Source organism: Eikenella sp. (genome assembly GCF_057315495.1).
The window spans coordinates 1-15,837 of record NZ_DBHKXY010000010.1 but is presented as its reverse complement, the minus strand read 5'-3'; the positions used below and the strand labels follow the sequence as shown (position 1 = coordinate 15,837).

Sequence of the window (15,837 nt, the reverse complement as noted above, 5' to 3'; positions counted from 1 at the left end):
CGGGCATTTGGGGACTTTTTAGGTAGACTTTGCCATGCTGAAGGATCGGCTTGGGAAATAAAATGAACAATAACGAATTGATTGAACAAATCAAAAATCCACAAACCCCGCTGCGGAACAAAATCCCACTGATTTTAGACCTTGCCGAACAACGCAATTGGGAAATCTACCCGTTGATTTTGGCCGCACTAAACAGTGCGGAATATGCCAAAGTTCGCGGTACGCTGATTTATGCATTGGCAAACTATCCGGCGAAGCCTTTGTTTGAGAAAGCCATCGGCTGGCTGATTGACGGCAATTTCGAAATGGCGCATGAAGCAGCGGGCATTCTCGATAAAATTGAAAAAATAGAAGGTGTACGCGCAGAAAAAGCATATACCGCCCTCACTGCCGCGCTGAACAATCCCGCCAACGAAATATGGCGCATTGAGCTGTTGGAAGAAGTGCTGAGGATGTTTGAATAGCAAAGAGAAATATGTCGATAAGCTCTCCATCGCCTGATAAAGGCTACCTGAAAACCTAAAAAGCAGCCTGCACTTGGTAAATTCAAAGTGCAGGCTGCTTTTTCATCTCCGCCTTCCTGCTGCCATTCCTTGCCACACACCCAAAACCCCTATACCATTCAACCCACTAACCATCAACACAGCCAACCCTCATGCCCGCATCCCTCCCCTTTTCCCTTGCTGAACTCTGGCAAATGCTGCTCACACATTTATGGCTCTCCGGGCTGGCTTTGCTCGCGGCAGTGGCCATTGCCGTGCCTGCCGCCGTGTTGTTTGCGCGCAGACAGCGGGCAGCGGAAGCGGTGTTGCAGTTCACCAATATATTGCAAACCATCCCGTCTTTGGCGCTGCTGGGTTTGCTGATTCCGTTTGTCGGCATCGGTTCGCCGCCCGTCTTGATTGCGCTCACGCTATACGCGCTGTTGCCGATCTTTCAAAACACCTATCTGGGGCTGACCCAAATCGACCAATCGATTCAAGATGCGTACACCGCATTCGGGCTATCGCGTTGGCAATCATTGTGGCGGATTGAGCTGCCGATGGCGTTGCCTGCCATGATTTCGGGTATCCGCACGGCGGCGGTGCTGATTGTCGGCACAGCAACTCTTGCTGCGTTAATCGGCGCAGGCGGTTTGGGCAACCTGATTCTGCTCGGCATCGACCGAAACAACATGACGATGACGTTTACCGGCGCATTGCTCTCCGCACTGCTCGCCGTCGGCGTAAGCGGCATGATTGGGCTGTTGCAAAAATCACGGCGCAAGCTGCCGATTATTCTTGCATTGGCGGTGGGCTTCGGTGCGCTTGGTTTGTCGCAGGTTTCATTTACACCTGCCACACAAAACGTGGTGATTGCCGGCAAAATGGGCAGCGAGCCGGATATTCTAATTAATATGTATAAATTATTGATTGAACGTGAAAATCCGAATATCAAGGTTACAATCAAACCTAATTTCGGCAAAACCACCTTCCTGTTTAACGCGCTGAATAGCGGCGAAATCGACATTTATCCCGAATTCACCGGCACGGTGCTGGAAACCTTGGTGCAAGTGCCGCCCGAGCAGAACAACCGCCATCTGTCGCCAGATGAAACCTATCGACTGGGCAAACAATTATTGGCGGAACAATATCGGCTGGAGTTTCTGCCGCCGATGTCTTATCAGAACACTTATGCGTTGGCAGTCAAAGAGGGTTACGGTGCAGCGCACCAACTGAATGCCATCAGCGACTTAAAGCAGGCTGCACCCGATATCCGCGCCGGTTTTTCGCTGGAATTTGCCGACCGGGCAGACGGCTACAAAGGCATGCAGGCGGCCGGTATTACGCTAAAACATATTGTCAGCCTAGAGCCCGCCCTGCGCTACACCGCCCTGCTGAACGACAAAATCGACTTGGTGGAAGCCTTTTCTACCGATGCTGAGTTGAAACAATATCAATTGCGCCTGCTGAAAGACGATATTGCCCTGTTCCCCGCCTATCAGGGCGCACCGCTGATGAAAGCAGAATTTGCCGCGAAAAATCCGCAAATCGTGGCCGCGCTGAACCGATTGGCCGGCAAAATCAGCGAAACGGAAATGAGCGAAATGAACTACCGCGTAAAAGTACAAGGTGAAAGTGCTGAACACGTGGCGCGGGATTATTTGGAGAAGAATGGGTGGTTAGGGAAATGAAACCGGCAGGGAGTGTTTTCAGGTAGCCTGGAAGCACAAAAAGCAGCCTGCACCTTGTTTTTCAAAGTGCAGGCTGCTTTTTATTTCGGCGCGCGGTTCCGCCGCTTACTCGCCTCACTTGCCGCCGCGTCTGCCGAAGCCGTGCGGCATATCACTTTCAATCACTTTAAACAAACCCGGGCTGGCAGTTACGCCTTTCGGCATGTTGTCCGGCAGGGCTTGGCGCATTTTGGCGGTGGCGGCTTGGAAATCTTCCGTACTGCGCCAACGGGCAATGTTTACCAAATGATATTTGCCGTTCGGGTCAATATTTTGATGCAGGCGCGTGCCGATGTAGCCCGGCTGGGTTTTCAGGAAATCGCGTGATTTCTGCCAAGCCGCAAAAGTTTCGGCTTCTTTACCCTGCGGCACCTCAAAGGTGTTGATGAGTACAACGCTGTTATGCATGGCTTCGCGTTGTGCGCGCCATTGTTCCGCTTTGGCGGTGCAGCCTGCAACGCAAAGGAAAACTGTGGCGGCAGCGACAGCGATAATGGTTTTTTTGCGGGTATTCATGTGTAAACTCCTAATATAAAGTGTGTTGGGAAAAATTGAGGATTTAGGCTTTTTTCTTCGGCTTGCGGATAGAAAAACCGTCTTTCATGCTCAAGCCCAGCAGCGTCAGATTCGTCGCGCCTGCAATCAGTTCTATACTTTGTACGATGTAAAACACGCTGTCAAACTGTCCTACGGCGGCGCGGCTGTTTAAGAAAAACGCGCAAGGCAGCAAAATCAATACTCCGTTAGCGGCGATAAAGGGCATACGGCGGCGTTTGGCGGCAATCGCGGCGTGTTTGCTTTTACCGCCCATTTTCATGCCCGTTGCGCCTGCGGTTGCCATGCAGGCAATCAACCCGAACAGCGCATAAACAATGGTTTGCCTCACGGCGGCGACGGTTTCGTGCGAGCCGAAGAGTTCGCTGAACACGGTGCTGCTCCAAAACGAGGCGATGAATAAAAATGCGCCCGCTCCTGCGGCGGCGTGGATTTTGCGTAAAGTATTGCGGTTCATCATGGTTGCCTTTGAACATTTAAGAGAGGCCGTCTGAAAGCGTTTAGATAGCAAGCTATCGAGCTGAAATAAGTATAGCGTGCTATGAATTAAAATAGCAAGCTATGTTTGTGATATAATCCGCAACAATTTGATTTGAAAGGAAACAAAGTGAACGAAGTTTTCAAAACTGAATCGGCAGGCTATCTGATGAACCACATTGCACGCCAATTTGCCATTTTATTGGGCGAAGGTTTGAAGCCTTTGGGTATCGCCCCAGCGCAATTTCCGATATTGCTGGAACTGTGGCAGAAAGACGGTTTGAGCCAGCAGGAATTGGTGGAACGCGCCGATTTGAAGCAGGCAACGATTGCCAACACCTTGGCGCGGATGGAGCGCGACGGCCTGATTACGCGCGAACCGAATCCCGACGATGCGCGCAGCCGCCTGATTATGCTGACGGAGCAAGCTCGTGCCTTGCAGCAGCAGTCTACGGAAATTGCCAAAGCCATCAACCAAACGGCTTTGTCGGATTTGTCGGCAGACGAACAGAAGTTGTTTTTGGAAATGGCGGCAAAAATTGTGGCACGACAGCAAGAGATGATTGCAGGCGGGAAGACGGATTGAGGGTTTAACTTCGTTGAAGCTCTGCTTTCAGGCAGCCTGCAAACCAAAAAATCAGCCTGCTTAATACAGGAATCACATCCATGCAAAACAACCCCATCCCCTTCATCGAATTTCACGGCACAGGCAAGCAATATGACGGCAAATATGCCGTGCGCGATTTGGATTTGACCATTTATCAAGGCGAATTTTTCGTGTTGGTGGGCGGTTCGGGCAGCGGAAAATCCACCACTTTACGCATGATTAACGCGCTGATTGAACCGACCGACGGCAACGTTTATCTGCACGGCAAACGCATTAAAGACTATGACATCCGCCAGCTGCGCCACCAAATCGGCTATGTATTGCAGCAAATCGCCCTGTTCCCCACCATGACCGTGGCGGAAAACATCGCGCTCATGCCCGACATTTTGGGCTGGCCCAAAGCCGAACGCAAAACTCGCGTGAACGAATTATTGGAGTTGGTGGAACTCGACCCCGCACGCTACCGCGACCGCTATCCGCACGAACTTTCCGGCGGCGAACAGCAGCGCATCGGCATTTTGCGCGCCATCGCCGCCAAGCCCCAAGTGCTGCTGATGGACGAACCGTTTTCCGCGCTCGACCCGCTGGTGCGCACCGTGCTGCAAGACCAAATCGCCATGATTCACCAGAAATTCGGCACCACCATCGTGTTTGTAACCCACGATATGCAGGAAGCCCTGAAACTCGCCTGCCGCATCGGCGTGATGCACAACGGCCAACTCGTGCAAATCGGCACGCCCGAAGAAATCAAAAAGCAGCCTGCCAACGATTACGTGCAATCGCTGTTTGCCGCCGCCGACACACCCGATGCCGAACGTATCATCCACCAATTCCTGCGGCTGGACCAAAAAGGACAAGAGGCGGTGAGGCAAGCGTTGCTTTGATGCGCGTTTGAGGCTACCTGAAAACCTAAAAAGCAGCCTGCACTTTGAATTTCCGAAGTGCAGGCTGCTTTTTCATGTTCAGACCGTCTAAAACGCTCAAATATCCACAATCTGCCGTTCCATCCCTTTCACCGGCGGCAGCCACGGCGAATTGGTCAGGCAGCGTTGCCACAGCGCGTCAGGCAGGCGGTAGTGGTCGGCTCGGGCGGGGTCGAGGTCGGTTTGAATGTCGGCATCGCGGTCGTCGCGCAGCAAATCGGCTAAATCGGGGTTAATCATCACGGTTTTGCCCAGCGCAATAAACTCTGCCCAGCCGGTGTTCAACGCTTTGGCAATGTCGCTGCCGGTATAAAGGTTGCCCACGCCGATTAAGGGCAGTTTGCCACCGATGCGCTCGTGCAAAAGTTCCATGCGGGGGCGGTTGGTGTCTGCGCCGCGTCGGGCGTGTTTGTAGAAGTCCCACAGGGAAACATGCAGATATTGCAGCGGTTTTTGCACCAGCGCGTCTACGAGTGCGAAAGTTTCTGCCATGGTGATGCCCTGCTCGCCGGGCTCTTCGGGCGAGAATCGGTAGCCCAAGATGAAGTCGGGTTTGGCGTGCGCTTTGACGGCGGCGGCAACGGCATCGACCACGGCCAGCGGGAAACGCAGGCGGTTGTGCAGGCTGCCGCCCCATTCGTCGGTGCGGCGGTTGGTTTGGGCGGACACGAATTGTTGCAGCAGGTAAACGTTGGCGCCGTGGATTTCCACGCCGTCAAAACCAGCCTGCATTGCGAGGGTGGCGGCCTTGGCATAGGCGGCGATGAGTTGTTCGATTTCGGCGGCGGTCAGTTCGCGCGCGCCCGTAGCCTCATCGGCGGACGGAGCGACGATGTCGCCGCAGAGCTCTTTGGGAGCCAGTTTGCCGCCGTGGTGGATTTGCAAGATAGCTTTCGCGCCTTGCGCCTGGGCGATTTGGGCCACTTCGCGCAGGCTGGGCAAATCGTCCTCATTGATGGCATACGGCTGGCCGTGAAAGGTTTTGCCGTTGGCCTGCACCAGTGTGGCGGCGGTGATAAACAGGCCGAAGCCTTTGAAGCGGTTTTGCAAAAACGTGCGCTCTTGGTCGGTGATATGGCCGTTTTCGTCCGAAGCGAAATGCGTCATCGGGGCGACGGCGAGGCGGTTGGGAACGGTGGCGCCGTTGTTGAAGGTGTAGGGCTGGAAGACGGGATTCATGTTGGATTCCTTGTGTGGTGGGAGTTTCAGGTAGCCTGAAGCGGCGGGCGCATTCGGTATACACACAGTTGCCGTATCAGCAGCACTGTGCTAGTTGGGCAGTTTGACTGGGTTTTCAAGCAGACAGGCTACCTGAAAATACCACGAAGCAACCGGCATTTTCCCCTCAATATGCTGCCTCAACCTATCTGGATAGGCCGATTTGGAACTTTCAGGTAGCCTTTTCAGCCCAACAGGCAATGCCACAAATTCAGGCAACCTAGCATAGGCATTTGAAAATTAACAGCCCAAACCTAGATGCCCGATAAAACCTTTATAATCGTGCTACCAACTTTTCAGCCAGCCTCATCCTAACACACCACAGAAAGCCCGCCATGCTCATCCTGCTCGACCAAGACAACGTGCTCGCCGACTTTGAAAGCGGATTTCGCCGCTATTGGCGCGGCCGCTTCGGCGAAGACGCGCCGATAGAAGGCAAAGAACACATTTTCTACATCCGCGACCGCCTGCCCGAGCACCTGCGCCCGCACGCGACCGAACTCTACGGCGCGGTCGGTTTTTTCGAAAGCCTGCCGCCCATGCCCGGCGCGGTGGAAGCCGCCCACGCCCTTTTGGCCGCCGGCCACGATGTGCGCATCTGCACCGCGCCGGTAAACCAATACCGCTACTGTGCCGGCGAGAAAATCGCCTGGGTGGAACAACACTTGGGCGCGGAATGGACACGGCGCGTGATTATCGCCAAAGACAAAACCTGGGTGCGCGGCGACATCCTCATCGACGACAAGCCCACTATCGAAGGCAGCCTGCCGCCCCTGTGGCAACACCGCCTCTACGATGCGCCACACAACCGCCACCTGAACGTACCGCGCATTGTGTGGACAGAGCCGGAAACCTGGGCGGATTTGCTGGATAATTGATGCCGCCAGCTTGAAGGCTACCTGAAAAAGGAGTGCAACTATTTTTCAGGTAGCCTTTCTTATTCAAATAGCACGCCACTCTGCTCCCCGGCCAATAATTATCTTTCCCGCTCATCCGCACCTAAACTCTGCTTATGCAGAAACTACTTTCCTGCTTTTCAGGTAGCCTCCACTATTCTGCTGAATCAGCGGGGAAATTTATTCACAGCCAATCAATTTGCCTGTTGCCTGCCGCTTTTTCCGTTGTTATACTCATTTCCCGATTAATGAAATAAATCTGCGGCCAATGTCCATCTGGCCACAAAGCTAAAGCGCTTATTTCTCCACATCGGGCAATAAACGGAGAAATTGGGCTTTGGCTTTTGCTTTTGGCGGATGCGGATTAGGCGCAAGAAAGGAGAAAGTGAAATGAATGCCGTAGTGTTGGCTGTGCTGGTGATGCTGATTTTGTCGGCGGCACGCGTACACGTTGTGTTAAGCCTGGTGATTGGCGCATTTGTGGGCGGCCTGGCCGCCGGGTTGCCGCTGGCGGATATTACCGACCCGGCCACCCATGAAGTCATCACCAAAGGCGTGATTACCCATTTCCAAAGCGGCCTGGCCGGCGGTGCGAAGATTGCGCTCTCCTATGCCATGCTCGGCGCGTTTGCCATGGCAATTGCCCACTCCGGCCTGCCCTATCAGCTGGCCGGCATGGTGGTGCGCAAAATGGGCGGCGATGCCAGCCGCGACCAAATCCCCTCCGGCGTAAACGGCCTGAAATGGGGGCTGATTGGCGCACTCTTGCTGATGAGCATCATGAGCCAAAACATCATCCCGATCCACATCGCCTTCATCCCGATGGTGGTGCCGCCGCTTTTGCTCGTGTTCAACCGCATGCAGATCGACCGCCGCCTGCTGGCCTGCGTGCTCACCTTCGGCCTGGTAACCACCTATATGTTCCTGCCTTATGGTTTTGGTGCGATTTTCTTAAACCAAATCCTGCTGGCCAACATCCAAAAAGCCGGTATGGACGTGCAGGGCGTCAACGTGATGGAAGCCATGGCGATTCCCGCCGCCGGCATGCTTGTGGGGCTGCTGCTCGCCTTCGTCCACTACCGCAAACCGCGCCACTACACCAATAACCAGGTGGATTTGAGCTCCGAGCAGGCTGCGGCCAACGCGCCGAAAATCTCCACCTACCGCAGCGTGGTGGCCGTGGTGGCGATTGTGGCTTCCTTTGTGGTGCAGCTGGTGTACGACGACGCGCTGCTCTTGGGCGCGATGATCGGCTTCGGCGTATTCATGGCCACCGGCGTGGTGCGCCGCCGCGAAGTGGATGCGGTATTCGACAGCGGCCTACGCATGATGGCGATGATCGGCTTCATCATGATTGCCGCCCAGGGCTTCGCCGAAGTGATGCAGGCCACCGGTCAGATCAAACCCTTGGTCGACACCAGCGCCAGCCTGTTCGCCGGCAACAAAAGCATGGCCGCCCTGGTTATGCTCGCCGTCGGCTTGTTGGTAACCATGGGCATCGGCAGCTCCTTCTCCACCCTGCCCATCATTGCCTCCATCTACGTTCCCCTGTGCGCCAGCATGGGCTTCTCGCCGCTGGCCACCGTGGCCATCATCGGCACCGCCGGCGCGCTGGGTGATGCCGGATCGCCTGCTTCCGACTCCACCCTCGGCCCCACTTCCGGCCTAAACGTAGACGGCCAGCACGACCACATCTACGATTCGGTTATCCCCACCTTCATCCACTACAACCTGCCGCTGATGGCCGCAGGCTGGGTGGCCGCCATGGTGCTGTGATGACGCAGAACGACACCGAAGCGCGGCTGGCCGAACTGGAAATTCAGGTCGCCCTGCAAAACGACCTGCTCGACAGCCTGAACGATACCGTCGCCCGCTTGCAGCAAGCCTTAGACTTGCAACAGGCTCAGCTGCGGCTGCTCTACGGCCGCTTGCAGGAAAAAGACGGTAGCGGCACCAACCAAACCTTTAATCCCGCTGCCGAAATCCCACCGCATTATTAAAGGCCAAGCGTGTATCAACCAAGAGGCTACCTGAAAACGTTTTATGTTTTCAGGTAGCCTCTTGCCAACTTGCCTATTCCTTTTCTATCATTCCGCCCCTCATTTCCACCATAAGAAAGCACATCATGCCCTCCCCAATCTCCATCGGCCGTACCGCCCTCCTGGCCGGCCTCGTTTGCCTCACTGCCGGCTGCGCCAGCCTAGACACACGTATGAAACGCTTTGTTGGCAAACCCATCGATGCCGTTATTAAATCCTATGGCGTCGAACCGACAGAAGGTAGAGTCAAATCGGGAAACAATCGCTATGCCTACCTCTGGCGCTATACTTATTACTCCTACGGCGGCCGTGAATACGAAGGCAACAGTCAAAACGGTCCCATCATTACCAACTACTATAGCGACGTCTGCTACGGCCAAAACCAAGACCGCATCTTCTACACTGATAACCAAGGCATCATCGTGGATTATTATTGGCAAAACAGCAACAAATGGCGCGTGAATTGCCGCACTCACCAAATTGGCCGGTATTTCCGAAGATCTCTGTAATCAACCACATCCTTCAAACTACATTGATGCGTTTGCCATAACGGAAACGGTTTAGCCACAGCAAAACCTTATCAAATAGTGGGAAAATAAGAGTGGAATAAAGCGAAAAGCCGCAGACAATACAACCTAGCGAACTTACACAGTAGCATTCTTATTTTGATCCACTACAAATCAAGGCTACCTGAAACTTTCAGGTAGCCTTTCTACACTGCCAACACACTTCAAACACACAAAAAATAGCAGCCCGAAGGCTGCCCAAATAAGTCTTACAAAAGGAAATCTGGTGGAGGCGGGGGGAATCGAACCCCCGTCCGAAAGTCCTCTACAGAGCGTTCTACATACTTAGTCTTGCCAACTTAGAATCTCGCCCCCATTCTGCCGACAGACAGGCTGTTTGGGAGCCAGTTACCTTAAATCTCATTTCCCGCCAAGTAACCCGACGGGAAACCAGTCAATGTAGAATGACGTTGCAGTAGCTTACGCTACACAGCCCATTGACCAACTGCTGCAACGGCAGGCCTTAGGCGGCCAATGCGAAAGTTTCGTCGTTTGCGACTATTTAAATTCAGTGTTTTACGGGAAATCTGAGACCCCGGTATGCCCGCATCTGCTTCGCAACCCCCGTCGAAACCAAGGTCGCCCCCAGATAAAGGAAGGTGGATTATACGCTGCCGGCCAGCTTTGGACAATTCGTTTTGCCAGCCGCCCCCCTAAAGGCTACCTGAAAGTGCAACTTCAACAAGATGAACCGACGTCTTGGCGCAGCCAAAGCCTGGTTTCTGCGAAGCTAAAGCGTTGGTTTCGGCTAAGCGGATCGATGGCTTGGCATGCCAAGGTGAGTTGCCGCCCAACCTTCTTCTCGCATTTATAGTGAATTAAATTTAAACCAGTACAGCGTTGTCTCGCCTTGCCGTACTATTTGTACTGTCTGCGGCTCGCCGCCTTGTCCTGATTTAAATTTAATCCACTATAATTTCCGCACAATAAAAAATCGGCCGGAAAACTCCGACCGATTTTCTAATCGGGCATTAGGCCAAAGCGGCTTTGGCTTTTTCAACCAGCTGCGCGAAAGCAGCTTTGTCGAATACAGCCAAGTCGGCCAATACTTTGCGGTCCAGCTCGATAGCGGCGCGTTTCAGGCCGTTCATGAATTTGCTGTAAGACAGGCCGTGCTGGCGGGCACCGGCGTTGATACGGGCAATCCACAGTTGACGGAACTGGCGTTTGCGCTGACGGCGGTCGCGGTAGGCATATTGGCCTGCCTTCATCACCGCCTGTTTGGCAACACGGTAGACGTTCTTACGACGGCCGCGATAGCCTTTGGCCAGAACTAATACTTTTTTATGACGGGCATGTGCGGTTACACCGCGTTTTACGCGTGGCATATTTCAGACTCCTTTAAGCGTAGGGCAACATTTTGTGAACAGAAGCCACATCGCGCTCGTTTACCATAGCGGTACCGCGCAGCTGGCGTTTGTTCTTAGTGGTTTTTTTGGTGAGAATGTGGCGTTTGAACGCGTGGGCGCGTTTGATGCCACCGTTGCCCAGCACTTTGAAGCGTTTCTTCGCACTGGATTTGGTTTTCATTTTAGGCATGGGAAAACTCCATTGGTTTATCGGATTAGGCATCGGGAGGCTGCCTGCAACAGGCCGCGCTTAATACCCGAAACCACGGTTTTATGCCGCACACACAATACTGAAGCCGTTTCCCGCGTGCAGCGGAGCGGAAAACGGCGAATTATACGGTTACTTCTTCTTGGGTGCAACCATCATCACCATCTGGCGGCCTTCCATTTTCGGAAACTGTTCCACAACGGCCACTTCGGCCAAATCGGCCTTCACACGTTCCAGCAGCTGCGCGCCCAAATGCTGGTGCGCCATTTCGCGGCCGCGGAAACGCAGGGTGATTTTCACTTTGTCGCCATCGGCCAAGAAGCGGGTAACGTTGCGCATTTTGATTTGGTAATCGCCTTCGTCGGTGCCGGGGCGGAATTTGATTTCCTTAATCTGCACCTGTTTCTGCTTTTTCTTGGCTTCGTCGCGTTTTTTCGACTGCTCGTATTTATATTTGCCGTAGTCCATCAGCTTGCAGACAGGCGGTTTGGCGGTGGGGGAAATCTCCACCAAATCCACGTCTTGCTCTTCGGCCATGGCCAGGGCTTCTTTCACGGTTACGACGCCGAGCTGCTCGCCCGTGCCGCTGATTAAACGCACTTCTTTGGCGTGAATTTCGCCGTTGATCCGTGCTTCGCGTTCTTGTGCGATGATGAATCTCCTATTAAGGTTAGTCTGGTGGTGCGCTTTGGCGCACCTGCTGTTCAGGTAGCCTGATGGGGACAACACTGTTCAACCCGGCCACCAAACCACTGTATTTTATCAAAAACCGCTGCGCTTGGCGCAACGTGCCCGCGATTATAGCAAGTTTCGCCGTAAATACACCAAAAACCTGCGTTTAGCCGCCCAAAACGATACTTCCCACCAACAATCCAAGCAATCTGTGCGAGCGATGCTCTCGATTTTGCCTGCTTACTGTCAAACATGCGCTGCGTATCCGCCCGATTTTTTCAGGTAGCCTCCAGCAATCGCCGATACAGTGCCGCATCTTGCTGTGAAAAACAACAGAACACCACCCGCTCCATCTGCGGGCATTGCAGCAGCGTTTCGCGCACCGCCCGAATCGCAATTACTGCTGCCTCACGTGCGGGGTAGCCATACACGCCGGTGCTGATACAGGGGAAAGCGATGCTTTGCGCACCCTGTTCGGCAGCCAGGCTCAACGAATTGGCATAGGCTGCGGCCAACAGCGCCGCTTCACCATGCTGTCCGCCGCGCCACACCGGGCCGACGGTGTGCACCACCCAGCGCGCCGGCAGCCGGTAGCCCTGCGTGATTTTGGCCTCACCGGTGCGGCAGCCGCCCAGCCGGCGGCACTCGGCCAACAGCTCCGGCCCGGCGGCACGGTGTATCGCACCGTCCACTCCGCCGCCGCCCAATAGCGAAGAATTGGCGGCATTGACTATCGCGTCCACCGCCAGCATGGTGATATCGGCTTGGCATACTTCCAAAGTGGCAGTCATATCGGTTTCCTTTGTTTTAAATGAGAGGCTACCTGAAATTGCTTCAGCCTTGCCGTAGTCTATTTTGCTGCGTTGCGGCAAAAGTTTTCAGGTAGCCTGATTCTCCGTTGGTACAATACGCCTAGTTTACTGCCCGCACTATCCAAAGGCTACCTGAAATCTATGCTGCCATTTCCACTGCACCAACGCATTAGCTCCGTAGAAAAATGCGCTTTCAGGTAGCCCTTCCTGTTTCAGGTACAATACCCGCCGTCTCCTTATTCATTCACTCCCAACCGCCGTGCCCTACTGCCAAGTTGCCCTCAATGTTCCGCTCGACACGCTGCTTACCTACCGTGCCGACCGTATTCCCGCGCCCGGCACCCGCGTGGCTGTGCCGTTTCGCGGTAAAACCGTGGCCGGCATCGTGTGGGGCGCGTGCGAAGAGCCGGAAATCAGCCCGGCCAAAATCCGCCCGCTCGCGCAAGTGTTTGAACACGAACCGCCGTTGCCCGCCGCCTGGCGCGAACTGATTGAATTTACTGCCCGTTATTATCACCACCCCATCGGCCAAACCGCCTTCACCGCCCTGCCAGCCGGCCTGCGCGAAGCTAAGCCCTGCCCGCCGCCGCAGCCGGAAACCTATTTTTCGCTCACCGATTTGGGGCGGCAACAGCCCGCACCACCACCGCACCACCGCCGCAAGGCCGCGCTGTGGCAGGCGCTGCTGGAGAGCCCGGTGAGCCAAAGCGCCGCCTGCACCATCGCGCCGCAGGCCGCCGCCCAGCTGGCAAGCTGGCAGGCGCAAGGCTGGCTGGCAGCCGAAACTGGCACTCTGCCCACCCACATGCCGATTCCGCCCTCGCCCGTACCGCTCAACCCCGAGCAGCAGGCCGCGGCCGATGCGGTGGCGCAGGCGCAGGGTTTTGCCCCCTTCCTGCTGCATGGCATCACTGGCAGCGGCAAAACCGAAACCTATTTCGAAGCCATGGCCGCCGCGCTTGCAGCGGGCAAACAGGTGCTGTTCCTGCTGCCTGAAATCAGCCTCACGCCGCAGCTTATCGCCCGCCTGCAACAGCGTTTTGCCGATGTGCCGACTGCCGTGCTGCACAGCCAAACCGCCGCCGGCGAGCGCACCCAAGGCTACCTGAAAGCCATGTGCGGCCAGGTGCGGCTGGTGGTGGGCACCCGGCTGGCAGTGTTTACGCCTCTGCCGGATTTGGGGCTGATTGTGGTGGATGAAGAACACGATTCCTCGTTCAAACAAGACAGCGAACTGCGCTACCACGCCCGCGATTTGGCCGTGTGGCGAGCACGGCAGGCAGGCTGCCCGATTGTGCTCGGCAGCGCCACACCCTCGCTGGAAAGCTGGCACAAGGCGCAAAGCGGCGGCTACCGCCTGCTCAGCCTGCCGCAACGCGCCCGCGCTGCCGCCCGCCTGCCCGAAATTCGCCTGATCGACATCCGCCGCGAGCCATTGGACCAAGGCTTCAGCCCGGCCGCTTTCAAGCTTTTGCAGCAAAATCACGCCGCCGGCGGCATGAGTATGGTGTACCTCAATCGGCGCGGCTTCGCCCCCGCCCTCTTCTGCGGCGACTGCGGCCACACCTTCGGCTGCCCGCACTGCTCCGCCAAGCTGGTGCTGCACCAGCGCGCGCACCAGTTGCGCTGCCACCATTGCGGGCTGGCGGTGCCGATTCCGAAAAAATGCTCCGACTGCGGCAACCAAGACCTCACCGCGGTGGGCATCGGTACGCAGCGGGTGGAAGAAGCCCTGCGCGCGCAGCTGCCCGATGCCAAAATTGAACGGGTAGACCGCGACAGTGTCGCCCGCAAAGGCGACTGGCAGCGGCTCTACCAGCGCATCGCCGCCAACGGCGTGGATATTTTGGTGGGAACGCAGATGCTGGCCAAAGGCCACGATTTCGCCCGCCTGAATTTGGTGTTGGTGCTCAATGCCGACGGCAGCCTCTACAGCGCCGACTTCCGCGCCCCCGAGCGGCTGTTTGCCGAACTGATGCAGGTGGCCGGCCGCGCCGGGCGTGCCGAGCTGCCCGGCCGCGTGTTCATCCAAACCCGACTGCCGGAGCATCGCGTGTATCAAACGCTGCTGCGGCAAAACTATGCCGACTTCGCTGCCGGCGAACTGGCCGAGCGCGAAAGTTTCGATATGCCGCCCTTCTCTCATACCGCCGCCATCCGTGCCGATGCCGCCAATATGGCCGATGCGCTGGAATTATTGCGCCTGGCTGCCGAATGGGTGGCACAACAAAGGCTACCTGAAAGCGCAGAAACCGAAGCTGCAAAAGTGCTCTGCCTCGGCCCGGTGCCCATGCTGCTGGCCAAACTCGCCGGCCGCGAACGCGCCCAGGTGTTTCTGGAAAGCCCCAGCCGCAAAGCGCTGCACCGCCAAGTCTCCCTCTGGCAGCAAGCCCTCGCCGCGCTGGCACGGCAGTTTGCCGCGGCCAGATGGTCGGTGGATATCGATCCCTTGGAAATGTAAGCTGCCAGTATTCAGTGTCAGCACCACGCATTCATAAAAGGCTACCTGAAAATACCCCCACCCTTTCAATGGAGTATTTTTCAGGTAGCCTTGCTGCAATAAGCTGCCTTTAAGCTAAAACCGCCAAAGGCAGATAAGCTTTCTCTCCCCTGCGCCGCTATTCAAATCTGCTCCCGCCAAGCGGCCCGCTAGCCATTGGGCAGGAAAAAGGCTACCTGAAAACAGCAAATCTGTTTCAGGTAGCCTTTTCTACGTTCTAAGGGTTACGCCAACACGCGGGCAAACAAGATATTGTCTTCCAAATCGATGTGGTCACGCAAATCGTCCACCAGCTCTTGCGCCAGGCTGTAGAGCTGTTGCCAGCTGCGGCAGGCATCGGCGGGAGCTTGCAGATTGTTCGTGATTTTCAACAAGCGTTCGATGGCGGCATCGTGCTCGGTGTGTTCATGCATCATCATGCGCACGGGCATGGCGGCGGCGCGGCCGGCACCTTGCTTGAGCATGGGGAACAGGATGCGCTCTTCTTTCATCATGTGGCTGAGCAGTTCGCCTTGAATGGTATGCAGCAAGGGAACCATCTCGGCAGGAAACGTGCCTGCATGCACGCCGGCCACTTTTTCGGCCAGGGGGACGAGTTCGTCGAGCTGACGGCGGTGGGTGTCGTGATAGCGCGGCAGGATGTGGTCGATTATGTCGCTGTCGGAGGCGTTTTGCCAGAGTTCGTGATCAATCATGAGCGTGGTGTCCTTTATATGGTTCTATAAAAAAAGGGGCTGTACTAGATTAACCCTAAATTCCACACCAATCCCGCAAGATTTTTAGCTGTCGGGACGGTGTGCCGA

General features: G+C 55.6%; 17 protein-coding genes and 1 other RNA gene. 9 read left to right on the top strand and 9 right to left on the bottom strand.

The window, feature by feature from the left end; all coding sequences use genetic code 11:
• Positions 1 to 62 precede the first annotated feature (62 nt).
• On the top strand, positions 63 to 464 hold the full coding sequence (locus tag ACO6EE_RS01410; RefSeq protein ID WP_049257657.1) for a HEAT repeat domain-containing protein: 402 nt from the start codon (positions 63 to 65) through the stop codon (positions 462 to 464).
• Between the two features lie 191 nt (positions 465 to 655).
• Positions 656 to 2,173 (top strand): ABC transporter permease/substrate-binding protein, encoded by a 1,518-nt coding sequence (locus ACO6EE_RS01405; protein WP_485958737.1) that lies wholly within the window; start codon positions 656 to 658, stop codon positions 2,171 to 2,173.
• A 114-nt stretch (positions 2,174 to 2,287) separates the two neighbouring features.
• On the opposite strand, the gene ACO6EE_RS01400 is transcribed toward ACO6EE_RS01405, so the two are convergent.
• Positions 2,288 to 2,728 carry an antibiotic biosynthesis monooxygenase family protein gene (locus tag ACO6EE_RS01400; RefSeq protein WP_485958736.1) on the bottom strand — a complete coding sequence of 147 codons (441 nt, stop codon included), beginning with the start codon at positions 2,726 to 2,728 and terminating at the stop codon, positions 2,288 to 2,290.
• Positions 2,729 to 2,771: 43 nt separating this feature from the next.
• Complete coding sequence (locus ACO6EE_RS01395) at positions 2,772 to 3,227, bottom strand: hypothetical protein (RefSeq protein WP_485958735.1); 456 nt, start codon at positions 3,225 to 3,227, stop codon at positions 2,772 to 2,774.
• Between the two features lie 132 nt (positions 3,228 to 3,359).
• Between ACO6EE_RS01395 and ACO6EE_RS01390 the strand changes: the two genes are divergently transcribed.
• Complete coding sequence (locus tag ACO6EE_RS01390; RefSeq protein ID WP_485958734.1) at positions 3,360 to 3,830, top strand: MarR family winged helix-turn-helix transcriptional regulator; 471 nt, start codon at positions 3,360 to 3,362, stop codon at positions 3,828 to 3,830.
• Between the two features lie 80 nt (positions 3,831 to 3,910).
• Positions 3,911 to 4,735: an ABC transporter ATP-binding protein gene (locus ACO6EE_RS01385; RefSeq protein ID WP_485958733.1), complete on the top strand. Its 825-nt coding sequence runs from the start codon at positions 3,911 to 3,913 to the stop codon at positions 4,733 to 4,735.
• Between the two features lie 96 nt (positions 4,736 to 4,831).
• On the opposite strand, the gene ACO6EE_RS01380 is transcribed toward ACO6EE_RS01385, so the two are convergent.
• Complete coding sequence (locus ACO6EE_RS01380) at positions 4,832 to 5,953, bottom strand: NADH-dependent flavin oxidoreductase (protein WP_485958732.1); 1,122 nt, start codon at positions 5,951 to 5,953, stop codon at positions 4,832 to 4,834.
• Between the two features lie 374 nt (positions 5,954 to 6,327).
• Here ACO6EE_RS01380 and ACO6EE_RS01375 point away from each other — a divergent pair, with 374 nt between their 5' ends.
• The 4 genes from ACO6EE_RS01375 (at position 6,328) to ACO6EE_RS01360 (ending at position 9,436) form a co-directional block, all read left to right on the top strand.
• Positions 6,328 to 6,870 carry a 5' nucleotidase, NT5C type gene (locus ACO6EE_RS01375; RefSeq protein WP_485958731.1) on the top strand — a complete coding sequence of 181 codons (543 nt, stop codon included), beginning with the start codon at positions 6,328 to 6,330 and terminating at the stop codon, positions 6,868 to 6,870.
• Positions 6,871 to 7,278: 408 nt separating this feature from the next.
• Positions 7,279 to 8,664 carry a Na+/H+ antiporter family protein gene (locus ACO6EE_RS01370; RefSeq protein ID WP_485958730.1) on the top strand — a complete coding sequence of 462 codons (1,386 nt, stop codon included), beginning with the start codon at positions 7,279 to 7,281 and terminating at the stop codon, positions 8,662 to 8,664.
• Positions 8,664 to 8,888 (top strand): SlyX family protein, encoded by a 225-nt coding sequence (locus tag ACO6EE_RS01365; protein WP_485958729.1) that lies wholly within the window; start codon positions 8,664 to 8,666, stop codon positions 8,886 to 8,888. Before ACO6EE_RS01370 ends, ACO6EE_RS01365 begins: the two co-directional genes overlap by 1 nt.
• 125 nt (positions 8,889 to 9,013) lie before the next feature.
• On the top strand, positions 9,014 to 9,436 hold the full coding sequence (locus ACO6EE_RS01360; RefSeq protein WP_485958728.1) for a hypothetical protein: 423 nt from the start codon (positions 9,014 to 9,016) through the stop codon (positions 9,434 to 9,436).
• A gap of 281 nt (positions 9,437 to 9,717) precedes the next feature.
• Here the strand turns inward: ACO6EE_RS01360 and ssrA are convergent.
• The 5 genes from ssrA to ACO6EE_RS01335 all read right to left on the bottom strand — a co-directional run bounded on the left by ssrA (position 9,718) and on the right by ACO6EE_RS01335 (position 12,513).
• Positions 9,718 to 10,080: a transfer-messenger RNA gene (gene ssrA, locus ACO6EE_RS01355) on the bottom strand.
• 384 nt (positions 10,081 to 10,464) lie between these two features.
• Positions 10,465 to 10,821, bottom strand: coding sequence for a 50S ribosomal protein L20 (gene rplT, locus ACO6EE_RS01350; protein ID WP_485958727.1), 357 nt, complete (start codon positions 10,819 to 10,821; stop codon positions 10,465 to 10,467).
• Positions 10,822 to 10,834: 13 nt separating this feature from the next.
• Positions 10,835 to 11,032, bottom strand: a complete 198-nt coding sequence (gene rpmI / locus ACO6EE_RS01345) for a 50S ribosomal protein L35 (protein ID WP_003823953.1) — start codon at positions 11,030 to 11,032, stop codon at positions 10,835 to 10,837.
• A gap of 150 nt (positions 11,033 to 11,182) precedes the next feature.
• Positions 11,183 to 11,704: a translation initiation factor IF-3 gene (gene infC, locus ACO6EE_RS01340; RefSeq protein ID WP_485958846.1), complete on the bottom strand. Its 522-nt coding sequence runs from the start codon at positions 11,702 to 11,704 to the stop codon at positions 11,183 to 11,185.
• A gap of 296 nt (positions 11,705 to 12,000) precedes the next feature.
• The gene (locus ACO6EE_RS01335; protein ID WP_485958726.1) at positions 12,001 to 12,513 is read right to left on the bottom strand and encodes an O-acetyl-ADP-ribose deacetylase; all 513 of its coding nucleotides are present in this window, start codon (positions 12,511 to 12,513) and stop codon (positions 12,001 to 12,003) included.
• Positions 12,514 to 12,793: 280 nt separating this feature from the next.
• Here ACO6EE_RS01335 and ACO6EE_RS01330 point away from each other — a divergent pair, with 280 nt between their 5' ends.
• Positions 12,794 to 14,995 (top strand): primosomal protein N', encoded by a 2,202-nt coding sequence (locus ACO6EE_RS01330; protein WP_485958725.1) that lies wholly within the window; start codon positions 12,794 to 12,796, stop codon positions 14,993 to 14,995.
• A gap of 263 nt (positions 14,996 to 15,258) precedes the next feature.
• Here the strand turns inward: ACO6EE_RS01330 and ACO6EE_RS01325 are convergent, their stop codons facing one another.
• Positions 15,259 to 15,729 (bottom strand): hemerythrin domain-containing protein, encoded by a 471-nt coding sequence (locus ACO6EE_RS01325; RefSeq protein WP_485958724.1) that lies wholly within the window; start codon positions 15,727 to 15,729, stop codon positions 15,259 to 15,261.
• Positions 15,730 to 15,837: the final 108 nt, after the last annotated feature.